At 70.4% G+C, this 17,547-nt stretch carries 21 protein-coding genes; 11 read left to right on the top strand and 10 right to left on the bottom strand.

Annotation, left to right across the window (positions count from 1 at the left end; all coding sequences use genetic code 11):
- Positions 1–227 precede the first annotated feature (227 nt).
- Complete coding sequence (locus tag H4N64_RS25365; protein WP_186284789.1) at positions 228–1,694, top strand: sensor histidine kinase; 1,467 nt, start codon at positions 228–230, stop codon at positions 1,692–1,694.
- Positions 1,695–1,868: 174 nt separating this feature from the next.
- On the opposite strand, the gene H4N64_RS25360 is transcribed toward H4N64_RS25365, so the two are convergent.
- Together H4N64_RS25360 and H4N64_RS25355 are read right to left on the bottom strand one after the other, a co-directional pair.
- Positions 1,869–2,126 carry a WhiB family transcriptional regulator gene (locus H4N64_RS25360; RefSeq protein ID WP_006142322.1) on the bottom strand — a complete coding sequence of 86 codons (258 nt, stop codon included), beginning with the start codon at positions 2,124–2,126 and terminating at the stop codon, positions 1,869–1,871.
- A 320-nt stretch (positions 2,127–2,446) separates the two neighbouring features.
- Positions 2,447–3,415, bottom strand: a complete 969-nt coding sequence (locus tag H4N64_RS25355; protein WP_186284721.1) for a diacylglycerol/lipid kinase family protein — start codon at positions 3,413–3,415, stop codon at positions 2,447–2,449.
- A gap of 146 nt (positions 3,416–3,561) precedes the next feature.
- Between H4N64_RS25355 and H4N64_RS25350 the strand changes: the two genes are divergently transcribed.
- Entirely contained in the window at positions 3,562–3,996 is a 435-nt protein-coding gene (locus H4N64_RS25350; RefSeq protein ID WP_186284720.1) for a hypothetical protein, read from the top strand.
- An 11-nt stretch (positions 3,997–4,007) separates the two neighbouring features.
- On the opposite strand, the gene H4N64_RS25345 is transcribed toward H4N64_RS25350, so the two are convergent.
- The 3 genes from H4N64_RS25345 to H4N64_RS25335 all read right to left on the bottom strand — a co-directional run bounded on the left by H4N64_RS25345 (position 4,008) and on the right by H4N64_RS25335 (position 6,045).
- Positions 4,008–5,114, bottom strand: coding sequence for a SigB/SigF/SigG family RNA polymerase sigma factor (locus tag H4N64_RS25345; protein WP_186284719.1), 1,107 nt, complete (start codon positions 5,112–5,114; stop codon positions 4,008–4,010).
- The gene (locus H4N64_RS25340; RefSeq protein WP_015657891.1) at positions 5,111–5,524 is read right to left on the bottom strand and encodes an ATP-binding protein; all 414 of its coding nucleotides are present in this window, start codon (positions 5,522–5,524) and stop codon (positions 5,111–5,113) included. The genes H4N64_RS25345 and H4N64_RS25340 overlap by 4 nt, the downstream gene beginning before the upstream one ends.
- Positions 5,525–5,784: 260 nt before the next feature.
- Positions 5,785–6,045 carry a UBP-type zinc finger domain-containing protein gene (locus tag H4N64_RS25335; protein ID WP_186284718.1) on the bottom strand — a complete coding sequence of 87 codons (261 nt, stop codon included), beginning with the start codon at positions 6,043–6,045 and terminating at the stop codon, positions 5,785–5,787.
- A gap of 85 nt (positions 6,046–6,130) precedes the next feature.
- On the opposite strand from H4N64_RS25335, the gene H4N64_RS25330 reads away from it, so the two are divergent.
- Positions 6,131–7,726, top strand: a complete 1,596-nt coding sequence (locus H4N64_RS25330; RefSeq protein WP_186284717.1) for a Na+/H+ antiporter — start codon at positions 6,131–6,133, stop codon at positions 7,724–7,726.
- Positions 7,727–7,733: 7 nt separating this feature from the next.
- Here the strand turns inward: H4N64_RS25330 and H4N64_RS25325 are convergent, their stop codons facing one another.
- Positions 7,734–8,627, bottom strand: a complete 894-nt coding sequence (locus tag H4N64_RS25325; RefSeq protein WP_186284716.1) for a pyridoxal-phosphate dependent enzyme — start codon at positions 8,625–8,627, stop codon at positions 7,734–7,736.
- Between the two features lie 175 nt (positions 8,628–8,802).
- Between H4N64_RS25325 and H4N64_RS25320 the strand changes: the two genes are divergently transcribed.
- The 3 genes from H4N64_RS25320 to H4N64_RS25310 all read left to right on the top strand — a co-directional run bounded on the left by H4N64_RS25320 (position 8,803) and on the right by H4N64_RS25310 (position 12,290).
- A complete protein-coding gene (locus H4N64_RS25320) occupies positions 8,803–10,209 on the top strand; it encodes a family 2B encapsulin nanocompartment shell protein (protein ID WP_186284715.1) in 1,407 nt (468 codons plus the stop codon).
- Positions 10,210–10,312: 103 nt separating this feature from the next.
- Positions 10,313–11,470 carry a family 2 encapsulin nanocompartment cargo protein polyprenyl transferase gene (locus tag H4N64_RS25315; protein ID WP_186284714.1) on the top strand — a complete coding sequence of 386 codons (1,158 nt, stop codon included), beginning with the start codon at positions 10,313–10,315 and terminating at the stop codon, positions 11,468–11,470.
- Positions 11,471–11,672: 202 nt separating this feature from the next.
- Complete coding sequence (locus H4N64_RS25310) at positions 11,673–12,290, top strand: GNAT family N-acetyltransferase (protein ID WP_186284713.1); 618 nt, start codon at positions 11,673–11,675, stop codon at positions 12,288–12,290.
- On the opposite strand, the gene H4N64_RS25305 is transcribed toward H4N64_RS25310, so the two are convergent.
- A complete protein-coding gene (locus H4N64_RS25305) occupies positions 12,287–12,877 on the bottom strand; it encodes a TetR/AcrR family transcriptional regulator (protein ID WP_186284712.1) in 591 nt (196 codons plus the stop codon). The two genes, H4N64_RS25310 and H4N64_RS25305, sit on opposite strands and share 4 nt — an antisense overlap.
- A 111-nt stretch (positions 12,878–12,988) precedes the next feature.
- Here H4N64_RS25305 and H4N64_RS25300 point away from each other — a divergent pair, with 111 nt between their 5' ends.
- The 5 genes from H4N64_RS25300 to H4N64_RS45525 all read left to right on the top strand — a co-directional run bounded on the left by H4N64_RS25300 (position 12,989) and on the right by H4N64_RS45525 (position 15,899).
- Entirely contained in the window at positions 12,989–13,573 is a 585-nt protein-coding gene (locus H4N64_RS25300; RefSeq protein ID WP_186284711.1) for a dihydrofolate reductase family protein, read from the top strand.
- A gap of 18 nt (positions 13,574–13,591) precedes the next feature.
- Positions 13,592–13,849: a hypothetical protein gene (locus H4N64_RS25295; protein ID WP_186284710.1), complete on the top strand. Its 258-nt coding sequence runs from the start codon at positions 13,592–13,594 to the stop codon at positions 13,847–13,849.
- 95 nt (positions 13,850–13,944) lie between these two features.
- Positions 13,945–14,358: a YciI family protein gene (locus H4N64_RS25290; RefSeq protein WP_186284709.1), complete on the top strand. Its 414-nt coding sequence runs from the start codon at positions 13,945–13,947 to the stop codon at positions 14,356–14,358.
- 5 nt (positions 14,359–14,363) lie between these two features.
- Positions 14,364–15,563, top strand: a complete 1,200-nt coding sequence (locus H4N64_RS25285) for an RNA polymerase sigma factor (RefSeq protein WP_260859975.1) — start codon at positions 14,364–14,366, stop codon at positions 15,561–15,563.
- Between the two features lie 9 nt (positions 15,564–15,572).
- Positions 15,573–15,899 carry a DUF952 domain-containing protein gene (locus H4N64_RS45525; RefSeq protein WP_260859974.1) on the top strand — a complete coding sequence of 109 codons (327 nt, stop codon included), beginning with the start codon at positions 15,573–15,575 and terminating at the stop codon, positions 15,897–15,899.
- A gap of 16 nt (positions 15,900–15,915) precedes the next feature.
- Here the strand turns inward: H4N64_RS45525 and H4N64_RS25280 are convergent, their stop codons facing one another.
- Genes H4N64_RS25280 through H4N64_RS25270 form a run of 3 tightly spaced genes read right to left on the bottom strand, consistent with a single transcriptional unit; the run spans position 15,916 to position 17,501 of the window.
- Entirely contained in the window at positions 15,916–16,650 is a 735-nt protein-coding gene (locus tag H4N64_RS25280) for a VOC family protein (RefSeq protein ID WP_186284708.1), read from the bottom strand.
- A 23-nt stretch (positions 16,651–16,673) separates the two neighbouring features.
- Positions 16,674–17,090 (bottom strand): VOC family protein, encoded by a 417-nt coding sequence (locus tag H4N64_RS25275; RefSeq protein WP_186284707.1) that lies wholly within the window; start codon positions 17,088–17,090, stop codon positions 16,674–16,676.
- Between the two features lie 18 nt (positions 17,091–17,108).
- Positions 17,109–17,501: a helix-turn-helix domain-containing protein gene (locus tag H4N64_RS25270; RefSeq protein ID WP_186284706.1), complete on the bottom strand. Its 393-nt coding sequence runs from the start codon at positions 17,499–17,501 to the stop codon at positions 17,109–17,111.
- Positions 17,502–17,547: the final 46 nt, after the last annotated feature.

The raw sequence follows: 17,547 nt of genomic DNA, 5'->3' as shown, positions 1-17,547 counted from the left end.
GGCGGACCGAGGAACCGGTGCTCTCTGCCCTGACTGCCCCGGATCCTCATCCTTCGGCCGACCGGGACCGCACACCCCACGGCCGATATTGCTCCGGGCTGCGGTGCCGGGAGGGTTGAGGGTCCCTCCCAGGCGCCGCGGCCCGCGGGTGTCTCCGGGGCCGTTTCGGATCCGGCGCCGTTTCAGAGCCGTACAAACCGCCAGGTACGCTCACACACGTGCCCTCCATGAACGAACTGGTCCACCAGCACACCGCCCTCGACGAGTCCGACCTCGAATGGCTCCATCTGCTGGTCTCGGAGTGGCAGCTGCTCTCCGACCTCTCCTTCGCCGACCTGGTCCTGTGGGTCCCCACCCGCGACGGCACCCGCTATGTGTCGGTCGCCCAGATGCGCCCCAACACCGGCCCCACCTCCTACCAGGACGACATGGTCGGCCATCTCGTCCCGCGCGGCCGCCGCCCCATGCTCGACGCCGCGCTCGACGAGGGCCGCATCGTGCGCGAGGGCGACCCCGAGTGGCGCGAGGAGGTCCCGGTCCGGGTCGAGTCGATTCCGGTACGACGGGAAGGGCGCGTCCTCGGAGTCATCGCGCGGAACACCAACCTGCTGACCGTGCGCACCCCGAGCCGGCTTGAACTGACGTACCTGCAAAGCGCCTCGGACCTCGCGCAGATGATCGCGGCAGGCTCCTTCCCCTTCGCGAACCAGCAGGTCGACATGGACGCCTCGCCCCGCGTCGGCGACGGACTGATCCGGCTCGACGCGGACGGCATAGTCCAGTACGCCTCCCCGAACGCCCTGTCCGCCTACCACCGCCTCGGCCTCGCCGCCGATCTGGTCGGCCACCACCTGGGCAAGACCACCGCCGAACTCGCCCCGACCCACGGGCCGGTGGACGAGGCGCTCGCCAAGGTGGCCAGCGGCTGGGCCCCCCGTGAGTTCGAGATCGAGTCGGACGGCGGTGTCATCCAGTTCCGGGCGATCCCGCTCAAGCCCAAGGGCACCCGCATCGGTTCCCTCGTCCTGCTCCGCGACGTCACCGAACTGCGCCGCCGCGAACGCGAGTTGATCACCAAGGACGCCACCATCCGGGAGATCCACCACCGGGTGAAGAACAACCTCCAGACCGTCGCGGCCCTGCTCCGCCTCCAGGCCCGGCGCATCGAGTCCGACCGCGGCCGCGAAGCCCTCGAAGAGGCGGTACGACGGGTCGGCTCGATCGCGATCGTGCACGAGACGCTCTCCCAGAACCTGGACGAGCGCGTGGAGTTCGACGAGATCGCCGACCGGGTCCTCGCGATGGTCGCCGAGATCTCACCCGGCAAGGTGACCGGCAGGCGCACCGGCCGCTTCGGCATCCTGGACGCCGAGGTCGCCACCCCGCTGTCGATGGTCCTGACCGAGGTTCTCCAGAACGCCCTGGAGCACGGCTTCCGTCAGGGCGACACCGGAACCGTCGAGGTCTCCGCGGTCCGCGGCGGCACCAGCAAGGAGGCCCGCCTGCTCGTCACCGTCCAGGACGACGGCGTGGGCCTGCCCGAGGGCTTCGACCCGCACACCGCCGGGAACCTCGGCCTCCAGATCGTACGGACCCTGGTGGAGGGGGAGTTGGGCGGAACGTTCGACATGGTGCGGGCGCCGGAGCGTGGCACGCAGGTGATCCTGGACATCCCGGTGCGGGCGCACAAATAGCAGAAAGCCTCGGACCGGTGATCGGTCCGAGGCTCGTGCTCGGGCGATGGGGGTCCTCCATGCCCTAAAGGCTATGGGGGAGCGCATCGGGGGTACTGCGCGCTGCGGCTCGGGGGCGGGAGATGCGTACTCGCTGTACGCGCCGCCAAGCTCAGGCTTTGCGGGGCGGGAGTGTCAGGCGGAGGCCTGACGGGCCCGGTTGCGGGCGGCGCGGCGCTTCATGGCACGGCGCTCGTCCTCGCTGAGACCACCCCAGACGCCGGAGTCCTGGCCGGACTCAAGCGCCCACTGCAGACACTGATCCATAACGGGGCAGCGACGGCAGACGGCCTTGGCTTCCTCGATCTGCAGCAGCGCAGGACCGGTGTTGCCGATGGGGAAGAAGAGCTCGGGGTCTTCCTCGCGGCAAACGGCGTTGTGACGCCAGTCCATGGCTGCTACCTCTCCTTGGTATTACATGCACGTTGCTTGTGAATGTGAACGCTTTCACGAATCCCTCAACAAGTGAAGGGCCGACCGTCAGGTTTCCCTGGCGTGGTCCTGTGATGTGGAGAGGGGTTCCGGTGATCTGTGGAGGCCGGTCTTGCGGGCCGTCCCGATCGCCACGTAGAGACTCGCAAACCTCAGCGGCGGATACAACCCCTTCTGGAAAGTTTTTTTTGATTCCTCGGTGTCGACTAGGTCACAGCCGTACTTCCATGGGGTGGATCCTGGCCTAAACGTTCGAGTGAAAGGACTTTAGCCCCTTCTGCTCACACAATCACACGCAGTGCACGGCGTACGCCTGTGAACGTCACGCTCGTACGCAGCCCCAGGTGGTCGCCGTCCATCTGAAGGGGCAACGGGACCTTCGAATGCAAGGTGAACTGGTCCAGGTCGTGCAGCGAGGCGGCATGCTTGCCATGGGGTCCCCGCTCGGGGGACGAAGTGAGCAACTGGGTCGCATACCGGGCAACCGAGACCGTGGACATCCGGCTGAGACCGAGTACGTCAAGACCCGTATCGAACGACGCCTTAGGTGACGCGTACACCGGGCGATTGCCCAGATACGTCCACGGGGCGGTGTTGCAGACTATGGACAGCACCAAATCGGTCACCGGGTCGGCGCCGGGCCGCTCCAGTGTGATCGTGCCGTGCCGCCGGTTGGGCTCCTGGAGGAACTGGCGCAGGGCCTGGCGCATATAGAGGGCGTGCGTGGACTTCCTGCCCCGCTCACGCTGCTGCTCGACCCGGCCGACCACACCCGCGTCGAAACCCAGCCCCGCGCAGAAGGTGAACCAGCGCGTCGGCACCCCTTCGTCCTCGGTGCCCGGGGTCCCCGCGGCGATGCCCATGCCGACCGTCCGCTCGCTGCCCTCGCTCAGCGCGTCCAGCAGCGCGCCGGTCGCCTCCACGGCGTCGTTGGGCAGGCCCAGCGCACGGGCGAAGACATTGGTGGAGCCACCCGGGACCACGGCGAGACGCGGCAGGCGCTCCGGATCCGGGCCCGCGTGCAGCAGGCCGTTGACGACCTCGTTGACCGTGCCGTCGCCGCCGAGGGCCACCACCAGGTCGACGTCCTCGCTCTCCGACGCCTGCCTGCCCAGGTCGCGCGCATGGCCGCGGTACTCGGTGGTGACCGCTTCCAGCTTCATCTCGCTGGCCAGTGCATGGATCAGGACGTCGCGCGTACGTGCGCTTGTGGTGGTTGCCGCCGGATTGACCACGAGAAGTGCACGCATGGATTGCAGCGTACCTACTGGGGGGTACTGGGCCTACACCGAATAGTGATCCAGTAAGAGAATCGGTGCGTGAACCTCGCCACGGGCGCGTGCCGCGTGCCCCGGGCGCCCGAGGGGGCGCACACCGCGACGGCTACCCTTCAGGGGTGAGCGCTGAGCAGAACCCCGCCCCGGAATCCGAACCCCGCCCGCGGCGGCTGATCTACGCGGCCGCCCTCGCGGCGCTTGAAGGGCTCGCCCTGGTGGTCGGCGGGGTCTGGATCCTCGTCCTGGGCCTCACGGGTGCCCCGGACGACCGTCAGCAGGCCGTGACCGGCGGGGTGACGCTGGTGGTGCTCGCGCTGCTGCCGCTGCTGGCCGCCCGCGGACTGTTCGCCCGGCGCAGCTGGTCGCGCGGCCCGGCCGTGATCACCCAGATCATGGCGCTGCCCGTGGCCTACAACCTGCTCCAGGCCGACAGCATGGCCATCCCGGCCGGGATCGCCCTCGCGGTGGTGGCCGTCACCGCGTTGGTCCTGCTGGTGAACGCCGAGACGACCCGGGCCCTCGGGATCCGAGGACCCGGCAACGCACAGCAGTAGTCCCGCGGGAGTCACTCCTCGACCAGCAGCTTCTCCCGCAGCTGCGCCAGCGTGCGCGCCAGCAGGCGCGACACATGCATCTGCGAGATGCCGACCTCCTGCGCGATCTGCGACTGGGTCATGTTGCCGAAGAACCGCAGCAGCAGGATGCGCTTCTCGCGCGGCGGCAGATCCTCCAGCAGCGGCTTGAGGGACTCGCGGTACTCGACGCCCTCCAGCGCCTCGTCCTCCGCGCCCAGGGTGTCCGCCACGGCCGGCGACTCGTCGTCGGTGTCGGGAACGTCCAGGGACAGCGTGGAGTACGCGTTCGCGGACTCCAGGCCCTCCAGCACCTCCTCCTCGGAGATGGCCAGCTTCTCGGCGAGCTCATGCACCGTGGGGGAGCGGCCGTGCTGCTGGGAGAGCTCCGCGGTGGCCGTGGTCAGCGCCAGACGCAGCTCCTGGAGCCGGCGCGGGACGCGCACCGCCCAGCCCTTGTCGCGGAAGTGCCGCTTGATCTCGCCGACGACCGTCGGGGTGGCGTACGTCGAGAACTCGACGCCGCGGTCCGGGTCGAAGCGGTCGACCGACTTGATCAGGCCGATGGTGGCGACCTGGGTGAGGTCGTCCAGCGGCTCGCCGCGGTTGCGGAAGCGGCGGGCGAGGTGCTCGACGAGCGGCAGATGCATCCGGACGAGCTGGTTGCGCAGCTCCGCGTACTCCGGGCTGCCGTCCTTCAGCTTGCGCAGCTCGACGAACATGGCGCGCGCTCCGCTGCGGTCCTGCGGTTCGCGTTCCTGTACCTCGTGCTGCGTGGCCGGCACGCCCTGATCGTCGTCTCGCTGGTGCTCGCTCATCGTCCCGCCCGTCGCCCTCTGTCGAGCTCTCGTCTCAGCCCGGCCGGGGGTGCCCCCGATCCGCCTCTCTTGAGGCGAGCCCTGCACGGCGTTGTCCGGGAGGCCCGTCCGCGCGGAGGCCGTGTCGTCCTCCGGATGCGGTCTGGCCTGCTCGGGAATGCCGTCAACGCCGTCCGCCAAGTGTCGGGAACCGCCCGGAGCGACTGCGTTGTCGGCGTTCTCGGCCGGCAGCTCCCGTGTGCCGCGCTCTTCGTCCCGCACCGGCCCGTCCCCGTTCCTCACGCCGGCCCGGGTCCCGCGCCGCGCTGTTTGTAGAGGCTGATCGAAACGGTCTTGTCGTCGTCCACGGCGGAGGAGACCTTGCCCGCGAGGGCGGACAGCACGGTCCAGGCGAAGGTGTCCCGTGACGGTGCGTGACCGTCTGTGGTCGGCGCCGAGACGGTGACCTCCAGCGAGTCGTCGACGAGCCGGAAGACACAGCTGAGCACCGAGCCGGGCACGGCCTGCTGAAGCAGGATCGCGCAGGCCTCGTCCACCGCGATGCGCAGGTCCTCGATCTCGTCGAGGGTGAAGTCCAAACGGGCCGCGAGACCGGCAGTCGCCGTACGCAGCACCGACAGGTAGGCACCCGCAGCCGGCAGCCGGACTTCCACGAAGTCCTGGGTCGCGGGCTCGCCTGCGATCTGGGACACCCTCACCTCCAAGGTGGTACAAGCTTTTCGGGGCCGAGGGTCGCCCCCCGGGTTAACGCGATGAGTGGTTCAGCGGTGACGCTATCGCGCTCCGAACTTTTCTGTCCCCGGGACCCCAACCCCACTGCTGTCACTCATAGTAAACCTTTGGATACGCTCCGTGGCTAGGGGTTCGGCGGGCCCAAATGGGAAGAGCGCGCGCCGGGTTGACGTACCCAGGCGCCAGACGGTCGAACCGTCCGGATCCGGAGTCGTACCCGTCACACCAGGACGTGGTCCACGAAGCACCATCGCCAGTCCTCACCGGGCTCGAACGTCCGCATGATCGGATGTCCTGAGTCCTTGTGGTGCCCTGTCGCGTGCCGTCCCGGCGAGGAGTCGCAGCAGCCGACGTGACCGCAGGTCAGGCACAGGCGCAGCTGTACCGGGTGGGTGCCGTCCGCCAAGCACTCCGGACACGTCTCGCTCAGCGGGCCGGGTTCCGGGTGCGGCAGCACGTCGGCATGCGTGCACTGTTTCATGATTGCCAGGTTACGACGGGCGCGCGGAAGGCCGCGCGGAAAATCGAGGGCGGGCGAAGGCGATGACTGAGGGCGGGCGAGGTCCATGGACGTGATGCCGCTGCTGTTGCTGGTGGCGGGCAGCGCCGCGGTCGCCGCGGCGGCCCGGCGCACCCCCGTCCCGGCGCCGCTGCTGCTGGTCGCGGTGGGCCTCATGGTGTCGTATGTGCCCGGGGTGCCCGACTACACCCTCGACCCGCACATCGTGCTGCCGCTGATCCTGCCGCCGTTGCTGCACACGGCCGCCACCGACAGCTCCTATCTGGACCTGCGGGCGCAACTGCGGCCCGTCGCGCTGCTGTCGGTCGGGTACGTGCTCTTCGCGACCTTCGCCGTGGGCTGGGCCGCATATCTGGTCGTGCCCGATCTGCCGCTCACGGCGGCCCTGGTGCTGGGCGCGGTGGTGGCGCCGCCGGACGCGGTCGCGGCCACGGCCGTCGCGCGCCGGGTGGGGCTGCCGTCGAGGATCACCACGATCCTCCAGGGCGAGTCCCTGGTGAACGACGCCACCGCGATCACCGCCTACCGGGTGGCGCTCGCGGCGGCGGTCGGCGAGGGCGCCACCTGGGCCGGCGGCATCGGTGAGTTCCTGCTCGCGGCGTTCGGCGGCATCGGCATCGGCCTGGTGCTGATGGTGCCGATCCACTGGCTGCGCACGCACGTGAAGGAGGCGCTGCTCCAGAACACGCTGTCGCTGCTGATCCCGTTCGTCGCCTACGCCGTCGCCGAGCAGGTGCACGCCTCCGGGGTGCTCGCGGTGGTGGTCGTCGCGCTGTGGCTGGGACACCGCGCGTGGGAGGTCGATTTCGCCACCCGCCTCCAGGAGGAGGCCGTGTGGAAGATGGTCGCCTTCGTCCTGGAGTCGGCCGTCTTCGCGCTGATCGGACTCCAGCTGCCGGTGGTCCTCAAGGGCCTCGGGGAGTACGAGGGAGGACGCGCCGCCGGGTACGCGGTCGTCATCTTCCTCGTGGTCGTCGTCTCCCGGTTCGTGTGGGTGTATCCGGCGACCTTCCTGCCGCGCATCATGTCGGCCCGGATCCGGGAACGGGAGGAGAACCCGACCTGGAAGGGGCCCTTCGTCATCGCCTGGGCCGGGATGCGGGGCGTGGTCTCGCTCGCCATCGCCTTCTCCATCCCGCTCACCGTGCACGGCGGCGAGGACTTCCCCGAGCGCAATCTGATCCTGTTCCTGACCTTCACCACGGTCATCGGCACCCTGGTCGTCCAGGGCGTCACGCTGCCACCGCTGATCCGCGTCCTGAAGCTGCCGGGCCGCGACGTCCAGGCCGAGACCCTCGCGGAGGCCAACGCCCAGGCCCAGGCCTCCCGGTCCGCCGAGAGACGCCTCGACGAGCTTCTCTCCGACGAGCGCAACGCCCTTCCGCCCCCGCTCGCCGACCGCCTCCGCACCGTCCTGGAGCGCCGCCGCAACGCCGTCTGGGAACGCCTCGGCCAGGTCAACCCGGTCACCGGGGAAACGGTCGACGACACCTACCGACGCCTGTCCCGCGAAATGATCAGCGCCGAGCGGGCGGTGTTCGTGAAGCTGCGGGACGGCCGCTACATCGACGACGAAATGCTGCGGACCCTGCTGCGCAGGCTGGACCTGGAGGAGGCGGCGGCGTTCCGGGAGGCGGCGTGAGCGGGGCCTACGGGAAGGGGCGGCCGGTGATGACGGCCGCGATCGTCGTCCCGCGCGGGAAGGCGCCTTCCGCTGCGAGGGTGACCAGTCCATAGAGCAACTTGGCGACATAGAGACGTTCAACGGGCACGCCGTGGCGCTGCTCGAAGTCCGCGGCGAAGGATTCCAGTTCGGGGGTGGTGCGGGCGTAGCCGCCGAAGTGGAAGCGGTCGTCGAGGGTCCAGGTGCCTTGAGGGCCGCCGAAGGCGCGGTGTTGCAGGGCGCTTATGTCGTCGGTGAGGAAGCCGCCCTTCAGGACCGGGATGCCGAGGACTCGCTGGCCGGAGGCGAGGCCCGCGGCCAGGCCTGCCAGGGTGCCGCCGGTGCCGCAGGCGAGGGCGACGAGGTCGGCGTGGCCGCGGAGTTCCGCGCCGAGGCCTTGGCAGCCGTGTACCGCTCGGTCGTTGCTGCCGCCCTCCGGGACGACGTACGCGTCCTCGGCGTCCGTCGCGCGGAGGATCGCCGCCTGCGTGTCCGGTTCTGTTTTGCGGCGGTACGTCGATCTGTCGACGAAGTGGAGGCGCATGCCGTCTGCCGCGCAGCGGGCCAGGGAGGGGTTCAGGGGACGGCCGGCCAGTTCCTGGCCCCGGACCACGCCGATCGTGGGGAGGCCCAGGAGACGGCCCGCCGCGGCCGTGGCACGGAGGTGGTTGGAGTAGGCGCCGCCGAAGGTCAGGACGGTGCGGCCGGCCGCGGCGGTGAGGTTCGGGGCGAGTTTTCGCCACTTGTTGCCGATGAGGTCCGGGTGGATCAGGTCGTCGCGTTTGAGGAGCAGGCGGACGCCGGAGCGGGCGAAACGGTCGTCGACGAGCTCCTGGAGCGGCGAGGGAAGCCGGGGGTGGAGGGCGTCGAGGCTGGTCACGGGATCATTGTCGCCTGTTCCGCCGGACAGGAACTGCCCATGTGCCCAGCCGCCCGTGATCCATTCCCGCTCTTTCGTGTAATGGCACCGCCACGCTCCGTGAGGAAGGCTTGGTCGTGCGATTCGATGCCCGGCGCAGAACGGCGTCGGCGCACGACCGGGAGGGCAATTCCTTATGTCGGTAGGCGAAGAGATCCGCACTGATGAGGCCAGGCCGCAGCAGAGCCTCGGCACCGGCGCCGCGCGGAACCTGGCCACCACGACCAAGTCCGCGCCCCAGATGCAGGAGATCAGCTCCCGCTGGCTGCTGCGCATGCTGCCGTGGGTGCACGTCCAGGGCGGCACGTACCGAGTGAACCGCCGCCTGACCTACGCCGTGGGGGACGGCCGTATCACCTTTGTGAAGACCGGCGACCGGGTCGAGGTCATCCCCGCGGAGCTGACCGAGCTGCCCGCGCTGCGCAGTTACGAGGACCTGGACGTGCTCGCCGAACTCGCCCAGCGCTGCGAGCAGCGCGAACTCGCCGCGGGCGAGGTGATCGCCTCCTTCGGCAGCCCCGCCGACGAGGTGTATCTGCTGGCGCACGGCCGCGTGGAGAAGGTCGGAACCGGCCCCTACGGCGACGACGAGTCCCTCGGGGTGCTGGCCGACGGCGCCTACCTCGGTGACCAGGCGCTGCTCGCCGCCGACGCCATCTGGGAGCACACGGTCCGTACGGTCACCGCGTGCACCGTCCTCGTGCTGCCCCGCCAGGACGTCGAGCAGATCGCGGAGCGCGCCGACTCGCTCCGTGACCATCTCCAGGCGCAGCGCTCGATCCCCGCCCAGCGCGCCAACAAGTACGGCGAGAAGGAGATCGACCTCGCGGCCGGCCACAGCGGCGAGCCGGACATCCCGCACACCTTCGTCGACTACGAAGCCAAGCCCCGTGAGTACGAACTGAGCATCGCCCAGACCGTGCTGCGCATCCACTCCCGCGTGGCCGACCTCTACAACCAGCCGATGAACCAGACCGAGCAGCAGCTCCGGCTGACCGTCGAGGCGCTCAAGGAGCGTCAGGAGCACGAACTCATCAACAACCGCGAGTTCGGGCTGCTCAACAACTGCGAGTACGACCAGCGGATCCAGCCGCACCACGGCGTGCCGGGACCCGACGACATGGACGAGCTGCTCAGCAGGCGCCGCGGCACCAAGCTGTTCCTCGCCCACCCGCGCGCGATCGCCGCGTTCGGCCGTGAGCTCAACCAGCGCGGACTGGTGCCCGAGACCATCGAGATGGCCGGCAACCGCATCCCCACCTGGCGCGGGGTGCCGATCTTCCCGTGCAACAAGATCCCGGTCAGCGACGCCCGTACGACCTCGATCATCGCCATGCGTACCGGCGAGGCCGAGCAGGGGGTCATCGGGCTCCAGCAGGCCGGTATCCCGGACGAGATCGAGCCGAGCCTGTCGGTGCGGTTCATGGGTATCAATGAGCAGGCGATCATCAAGTACCTGGTGACCGTCTACTACTCGGCCGCGGTTCTGGTGCCCGACGCGCTCGGCGTGCTGGAGAACGTCGAGATCGGGCGCTGGCAGTGACCTTCCCGCGGACATCCGGTGTCCCCGCCCTCCGGGGCGGGTACACCCTCGGGGTACGTGCCCGGCCGAGGGACGAGCGCCACCGTCCGCCGACTCCTAGGCGATGGGTGAGTTCATGACCGAGACGCAGCAACGCCCCGCCGGAGGGCGGCGAGAGACCGAGACGCGTGAAAGGCGGAGGCCCATCGGGACCCAGACACACGCCGGACCGGGTCCGCTCGACGGGCAGGAGGCGATGGCGATCCTGGAGCGCACGCGAGGGTCCGTCGACCCCGAACTGCGCGCCGCCATCGATTCGTTACCCGGCTCCATGCGCCGGATCGCGCTCTACCACTTCGGGTGGGAGCACGCGGACGGCACACCCGCGGCGGGCAACGCGGGCAAGGCGATCCGCCCCGCGCTCGTCCTCACCGCGGCGGAGGCGCTCGGCGGGCCGTCGGCCCGGAAGGCCGCCGTACGGGCCGCGGCGGCGGTGGAGTTGGTCCACAACTTCACGTTGCTGCACGACGATGTGATGGACCGGGACACCACCCGACGGCACCGGCCCACCGCCTGGACGGTGTTCGGCGACGCCGACGCGATCCTCGCCGGGGACGCCCTCCAGGCCCTCGCCCTCAGACTCCTCGCCGAGGACCCGCATCCGGCGTCCACCGGGGCCGCGGCCCGGCTCGCCGCCTGTGTGGTCGAACTGTGCGAGGGGCAGCACGCGGACACGGCCCTGGAGAAGCGGGCCTGCGCCGACGTCGGCCTCGACGAGGCGCTCGCCATGGCCGAGGCCAAGACGGGAGCCCTGCTGGGCTGCGCCTGCGCCCTCGGCGCGCTGTACGCGGGTGCGGCCGGGGAGGACGTGGAGGCGATGGACGCCTTCGGCCGTGAGGCCGGGCTCGCCTTCCAGCTCATCGACGACGTCATCGGCATATGGGGCGACCCCCGGCGCACCGGCAAGCCGGCCGGCGCGGACCTGGCCGCCCGCAAGAAGTCGCTGCCGGTCGTCGCCGCGCTCACCTCCGGCACCCCGGCGGCCGCGAAGCTGGCCGAGCTGTACGAAGTGCCGTACGGCAAGGGCGGTATGGCGGCGGACGAGGAGACCGCGCGTACCGCGCTGGCCGTGGAACAGGCGGGCGGGCGTGACTGGGCGCAGGTCCAGGCCGCCGACCGGATGGCCCGCGCGATGCAGGAGCTGGCCCGCGCGGTGCCCGAGCCGGAGGCGGCGGGTGGCCTGCTGGCCCTGGCCGAGTTCGTCACCCGGCGCAGCACCTGAAGACCCCGGACCGGCGGGCGTGCGGCTCCTGACCCCGCACGCCCACCGGCCCGGCCCGGCGGGTCCCGCACATCCCCACGGTGTGCGGGGCCCGTTCGTTCGCTCGGTCCGCCCACCCGGATCGCGACAATCTTCGGCCGCCTTCACCACGCGCGGCCCAACCGCCATACGATCAAGGCGGATTGAGACGAAGGGGTGGGACATGGGTGTGGCGATCCGGACGGCGACAGAGGCGGACCGGGATCTGGTGGTGCGGCTGCTGGACGAGGCCTTCCAGGACGATCCGGTCAGCGGCTGGGTGTTTCCCGGTGCCGAGTACCGCCGGGCGACCCATCACCGGCTGATGGCGGCCTTCACCGACATCGTGCTCGCCGAGGGGCGGATCGACCTGACCGAGGACGCCTCGGCCTGCGCGCTGTGGCTGCGCACGCCCGCCGGGGAGCACGACCCCGACGACGACGGGCCCGTACAGCTCCGTGACGCCGTCGATCCGGAGAACGAGCGCGTGGAGCTGATCGGCCGGCTCACCGCCGGGATCCATCCCGGCGACCGCGCCCACGAATACCTGTGGATGATCGGTGTCTCCCCCGACCGGCAGGGCAAGGGCCTCGGCTCCGCGCTCATCGGCGCCGTACTCGACCGCTGCGACAGCGACGGCGTCCCCGCGTACCTGGAGGCGAGCAGCGCCCGCAGCCGCAAGCTGTACGAACGCCTCGGCTTCGAACTGCTCGGCAGCCCCCTCGACCTGCCCGACGGCCCCCAGATGTTCCCCATGTGGCGCGAACCCAGCGCACCCAGCGCACCCCGCGTCCCCCGCTAGGCCCCCGGCACCACCGTCTCCACGATCCGTTCGATCAGCCCCTCCGGAACGCCCACGCCCGGCAGCACACCCTCCAGCACCCCCGGCAGCGTCAGATGCTCCAAGATCAGGCCGAGCATGGCGAGATAGAGCACCGTGACGGTCTCGTCGCCGCCGGGGAGGCCGGCGTTCCGGTGGAACTCCATGCCTTCCGTCAGGTCCCCGCGCACCGATTCCGTGTACGAGACCCGGAGCTCGGGGCGCCGGGTCGCCTCCAGGCGCATCTCCAGCAGCGCCAGATAGCCCGTGCGGTCGCGGGTGGCCCGGCCCATCAGATCGTGCATGAACGCCGTGACCAGTGACCGGTCCTTCGGCCGCTGGAGCAGCTCGGCGATCACCTTGGGGTCGGGGGCCAGCCGTACATGCAGCCGGGCGTCGATCTGCCGCAGCAGGTCATCGCGCCCGGTGAAGTAGTTGGAGGCCGTGCCCACCGGCACCCCCGCTTCGGCGTCCACCGCGCGGAACGTCAGCCCCCGGGCCCCCTCCCGTGCGAGAACCTCCACACCGGCGTCCACCAGCGCCGCGCGCCGCTCCGGATTCCTGGCCAATGCGGAATCTCCTCTCCCACTTCAATCCGGTCCTGGAAAACCCTTGCAACCACTACAAGTGAAGTACTACAACTGCAGTTGTTCAACCGCAGCCTACGGAAAGAGACCAGCTTGCGAAAGCTCACGTACTTCGTCGCCTGCTCCATCGACGGCTTCATCGGGGACCCGAACGGCGACGCCTCGTCGATGTTCGCGTTCCTGGACGAGGAGTTCCTCGGCTACCTCGGCTCGACCTGGCCGGACACCATCGCGGTCCAGGGCCGCGAACAACTCGGCCTCAAGGGCGCCGAGAACCTCAACTTCGACACGGTGATCCAGGGCCGCGCCAGCTACCAGCTCGCCCTCGACGCCGGCGTCACCAGCCCGTACGGTCATCTGCGCGAGTACGTCGCCTCGCGCACCCTCGACTCCCCGGACCCGAACGTCACCGTGATCGAGGGCGATCTGGTCGCCCGGATCCGCGAGCTGAAGGCCGAGGACAGCGAACTCGGCATCTGGCTGTGCGGCGGCTCCCGGCTCGCGGGCGAACTGCTCGACGAGATCGACGAGCTCGTGATCAAGACCTATCCGCAGGTCTACGGCACGGGCATGCCCATGTTCGGCGGCACCGGGTTCGCCGTGGGCGACTTCACCCTGGAAGGCGTCCGCACGTTCGGCAACGGAGTGCTGGTCCGCACCTACGCACGCAAGAGCTGACCGGCCTACCCTGAGGACATGGACAGCGAAGAACACGTCTGTCCCGTCTGCGGACAGTCCGTCGAAACGGTCATCCAGCGCCACAAGACGCTGGGCGCATGGGTACCGCGCTGGGTGGCCGGCCCCTGCCGTAACCCCCAGTGCGAGGCCTTCGTCGAGGAAGGCGCCGAGGAAGACCCTCACGCGCACCACCACCGGCGCCGCGCACATCATGAGCCCCAGGAACAGCCAGAGCGCCGGGAGGAGCCCGAGGAAAGCGCCGCGAGGAATTCCTGAAACGTCGTCCCGAACCATGTCGAGAACCCGGGCCCGGCTCCGACGTCCCGTGTGAGAGCCGCCCAGACAGGCGGCGCGAGACAAAGGAGCGAGTCATGAAGTATCTGGTCATGGTGCAGGGAAGCCAGGCGGACTACGAGGCGATGAAGGGCAAGGCGTCCGAGAACTCGCCGGCCTGGACCGAGCAGGACGTGCAGGCGATGTACGCCTTCATGGGCGCGATCAACGACGACCTCGCCGAGACCGGCGAACTGGTCGACGCCCAGGGACTGGTCGAGCCCGCCCGCACCCGGCACGTCAGCCTCGGTGCCGACGGCAAGCCCGTCATCACCGACGGCCCGTACAGCGAGACCAAGGAGCTGCTGGCCGGCTACTGGGTCCTGGACTGCGCGAGCCTGGAGCGGGTCACCGAGATCGCCGCACGGGTCACGCAGTGCCCCCAGCCGGCGGGCGCGCCCGTGTACCCCGTGGTGATCCGGCCCATCGGCGAGGGCACCGGAGACGTCTGAACCCCATGAGCGACACCGTCGAGGACCTGCTGCGCCACCACGCGCCGCAGGTCCTCGGCGCGCTCGTACGCCGGTACGGCCATTTCGACGCCGCCGAGGACGCCGTACAGGAGGCGCTGCTCGCCGCGGCCGGGCAGTGGCCGGCGGCCGGGGTGCCGGACAATCCGCGCGGCTGGCTGATCAAGGTGGCCTCGCGGAGGCTCGTGGACACGCTGCGGGCCGACGACGCCCGGCGGGCGCGGGAGGAGAAGGCGACGGCGCTCGCCGCGCGCCTCGCGCCCGGTGCGGACCGGGCTCCCCGCGAGGACGACACCCTCTCCCTGCTCTTCCTGTGCTGCCATCCCGACCTGACCACGCCCGCGCAGATCGCGCTCACCCTGCGCGCGGTCGGCGGTCTGACCACGGCGGAGATCGCCCGCGCCTGTCTCGTCCCCGAGGCGACCATGGCCCAGCGCATCAGCCGCGCCAAGCAGAAGGTGCGCGGGGTGAGCTTCGGGCGCCCCGACAACTGGGCGGAACGGCTCCCCGCCGTCCTGCACACCCTCTACCTGATCTTCAACGAGGGCTATACGGCGACCTCGGGCCAAAGCCTCCAGCGCCGCGATCTCGCGGGCGAGGCGATCCGGCTCACCCGTCTGGCCCACCGGCTGCTCCCGGACACCGGCGAGGTGACCGGTCTGCTCGCCCTGATGCTGCTCACCGACGCCCGCCGCGACGCCCGTACAGGACCGCACGGCGACCTCGTGCCCCTCGACGAACAGGACCGCGAGCGCTGGGACAAGGCCGCGATCGAGGAGGGCGTCGCGCTGGTCACCCACGCCCTACGGCACGGCCCCGTCGGCCCCTACCAACTGCGCGCCGCCATCGCCGCCGTCCACGACGAGTCGCCGTCCGCGGACGCCACGGACTGGCGGGAGATCCTCGGCCTCTACGACGTGCTGGTCGGCCTGGTCCCCGGGCCCGTGGAACGCCTGAACCGCGCGGTCGCCGTCGCCATGGTGCACGGGCCCCAGGCGGGGCTCGCGGAAGTGGACGCGCTGGAGGGGGAGTTGGGGCACCGCAGGGATGCCGTACGGGGGCATCTGCTGGAGCGGGCCGGGGAGTACGACGCGGCGCGGGCCGCCTACGAGTCGGCGGCCGCGCAGACCATGAGCCTGCCCGAGCAGCGGTATTTGCGGGGGCGGGCGGCGCGGCTGAGGTCGTAACGTGGCGTCATGTCCACAACCATCGTGCACCTGACCGAACGGTCCCTTTGGGAGGAGGCCCGCGCCCGGGGGACGTACGAGATGTCGACCCGCGGCAAGACCCTCCAGGAGGAGGGCTTCATCCACTGCTCGACCCGCGCGCAACTGCCGCCGGTGGCCGCGTTCGTCTACGGCGACTACGACGGCCCCGACGAACTGGTGCTGCTCGTCATCGACCCCGCCCGCCTCGATGCGCCGCTGAAGTACGAGGCCATGAAGCCCGGCGGCGAGGAGTTCCCGCATGTGTACGGGCCGATCCCGGTGGATGCCGTGGTGGGGGTGGAGCCCTGGGCGTGAAGCGCCGGTTCTTCCGTCAGACCGGCAGCCCGCCCGTGTGTGGGTCGCGGCCCGTCAGGCAGTACGTGCCGCCCGTCGGGTCGCGCATCACGCGCCAGTGGGTGCCGCGGTGGACGAGCATGGCGCCCAGGGCTTCGTGGGCCGTCCGGGCGGTCTCGATGTCCGTGCAGGCCAGATCGAGATGGGCCGACGCCGGGCGCTCCTCGCCGAGGCGCTGGAGCAGGATGCGGATCGGTAGACCCGTCGGGGGCCTCACCACGTGGAACTCCGGGAGGGAACCCGGCAGGGACTCCCACTCGGGCAACAGGGCGCTCCAGAAAGTGACTTCTGCGTCGTAGAGCGACGGCGGGATGTCCAGGCAGACCTGGTCGAGGCGTGTCTCCCGCACCACCGGCGCCCGTGCCGACTCCCCGTGCCAGGGCACGGCGCAGAACAACTGCCCGGCCGGGGACCGCAGTACGGCCCAGCCCTCGTGCTCGGCGACCAGTCCCGCCCCGACCCGCAGCGCCTCCTTCACGAAGTCCGGCACGTCCTCGACGGCGAAGTCCAGATGCGCGCCGCCGGGCCCTTCCATGACGCCCTGGACCTTGACGCAGGCGTCGCCGGACTCGGGCAGCAGGGTGACGAACTCACCCTGGTCGCCCCGGAGTTCGGACAGCTGCGTGCCCGTGACGGCGGTCCAGAAGTCGCAGGCGGGGCCGAAGGCTTCGGCGGGCCGGTCGACGAAGGCGTACGTCCAGCGGATGGTCATGGGCGCGATCCTAGCCAGCCCTGCTACGGCTTCGACGGCTCCATGAAGCGGAGCATGTTCCCGGCCGGGTCCCGGAAGGCGCAGTCGCGCACGCCGTACGGCTGGTCCGTCGGCTCCTGGACGACGTCGGCGCCGGACTCCCGGACCCGGGCGAACAGTTCGTCGCAGTCGGAGGTGGTGAAGTTGACCCCGCGCAGCACGCCCTTGGCGAGCAGCTGGGCCATCACCTCCTTGTCCGCGGGGGAGGTGTCCGGATCCGCGGCGGGCGGCTCCAGCACGATCTCCACGTCCGGCTGCAACGGCGAGCCGACCGTCACCCACCGCATCCCCTCGAACCCGACGTCACCACGGACCTCAAGGCCCAGGACGTCGCGGTAGAAGGCGATCGCCTTGTCATGGTCGTCGACGGCGAGGAAGCACTGCTTGAGTTTGATGTCCATGACGGCCAGATTAGGACGCTACGACCGCTTCGGCCGGGTGTAACGGCGGGCCACACACGCCGGGATCACCTCACCGTCCGCGTGCGAGCGAGCCCGGTAGGCGCTCGGCGTCTCGCCCACCAGCTCGGTGAAGCGCGCGCTGAAGGAGCCGAGGGAGGTACAGCCGACCGCCATGCACACCTCGGTCACGCTCATGTCGCCGCGCCGCAGCAACGCCTTCGCGCGCTCGATCCGACGGGTCATGAGATAGCCGTACGGCGTCTCCCCGTACGCGGCGCGGAAGCTGCGCTGGAAGTGGCCCGGGGACATCAGCGCGGTCCCGGCGAGCGCCATGACGTCGAGGGGCTCGGTGTACTCGCGGTCCATACGGTCACGCGCCCGCCGCAGCCGGACCAGGTCCTCGGTGTTCACCCCGCCAGCATGGCACGAACGGCCGAAGGGGCCCGGCCGAGTGATA

Origin of the sequence: Streptomyces cupreus (assembly GCF_014257025.1) — a bacterium.
GTDB classification, from domain to species: Bacteria; Actinomycetota; Actinomycetes; order Streptomycetales; family Streptomycetaceae; genus Streptomyces; species Streptomyces cupreus.
This window is presented reverse-complemented; position numbering and strand designations above follow the sequence as displayed.

Bases quoted from the DNA above. Each gene is read 5' to 3' on its own strand.
- H4N64_RS25280 (WP_186284708.1), bottom strand. From the start codon at position 16,650: ATGACCATCCGCTGGACGTACGCCTTCGTCGACCGGCCCGCCGAAGCC.
- H4N64_RS25365 (WP_186284789.1), top strand. From the start codon at position 228: ATGAACGAACTGGTCCACCAGCACACCGCCCTCGACGAGTCCGACCTC.
- H4N64_RS25360 (WP_006142322.1), bottom strand. From the start codon at position 2,126: ATGGACTGGCGTCACAACGCCGTTTGCCGCGAGGAAGACCCCGAGCTC.
- H4N64_RS45525 (WP_260859974.1), top strand. From the start codon at position 15,573: ATGTCCACAACCATCGTGCACCTGACCGAACGGTCCCTTTGGGAGGAG.
- H4N64_RS25315 (WP_186284714.1), top strand. From the start codon at position 10,313: ATGGGTGAGTTCATGACCGAGACGCAGCAACGCCCCGCCGGAGGGCGG.
- H4N64_RS25330 (WP_186284717.1), top strand. From the start codon at position 6,131: ATGGACGTGATGCCGCTGCTGTTGCTGGTGGCGGGCAGCGCCGCGGTC.
- H4N64_RS25295 (WP_186284710.1), top strand. From the start codon at position 13,592: ATGGACAGCGAAGAACACGTCTGTCCCGTCTGCGGACAGTCCGTCGAA.
- H4N64_RS25335 (WP_186284718.1), bottom strand. From the start codon at position 6,045: ATGAAACAGTGCACGCATGCCGACGTGCTGCCGCACCCGGAACCCGGC.
- H4N64_RS25290 (WP_186284709.1), top strand. From the start codon at position 13,945: ATGAAGTATCTGGTCATGGTGCAGGGAAGCCAGGCGGACTACGAGGCG.
- H4N64_RS25275 (WP_186284707.1), bottom strand. From the start codon at position 17,090: ATGGACATCAAACTCAAGCAGTGCTTCCTCGCCGTCGACGACCATGAC.
- H4N64_RS25355 (WP_186284721.1), bottom strand. From the start codon at position 3,415: ATGCGTGCACTTCTCGTGGTCAATCCGGCGGCAACCACCACAAGCGCA.
- H4N64_RS25320 (WP_186284715.1), top strand. From the start codon at position 8,803: ATGTCGGTAGGCGAAGAGATCCGCACTGATGAGGCCAGGCCGCAGCAG.
- H4N64_RS25310 (WP_186284713.1), top strand. From the start codon at position 11,673: ATGGGTGTGGCGATCCGGACGGCGACAGAGGCGGACCGGGATCTGGTG.
- H4N64_RS25285 (WP_260859975.1), top strand. From the start codon at position 14,364: ATGAGCGACACCGTCGAGGACCTGCTGCGCCACCACGCGCCGCAGGTC.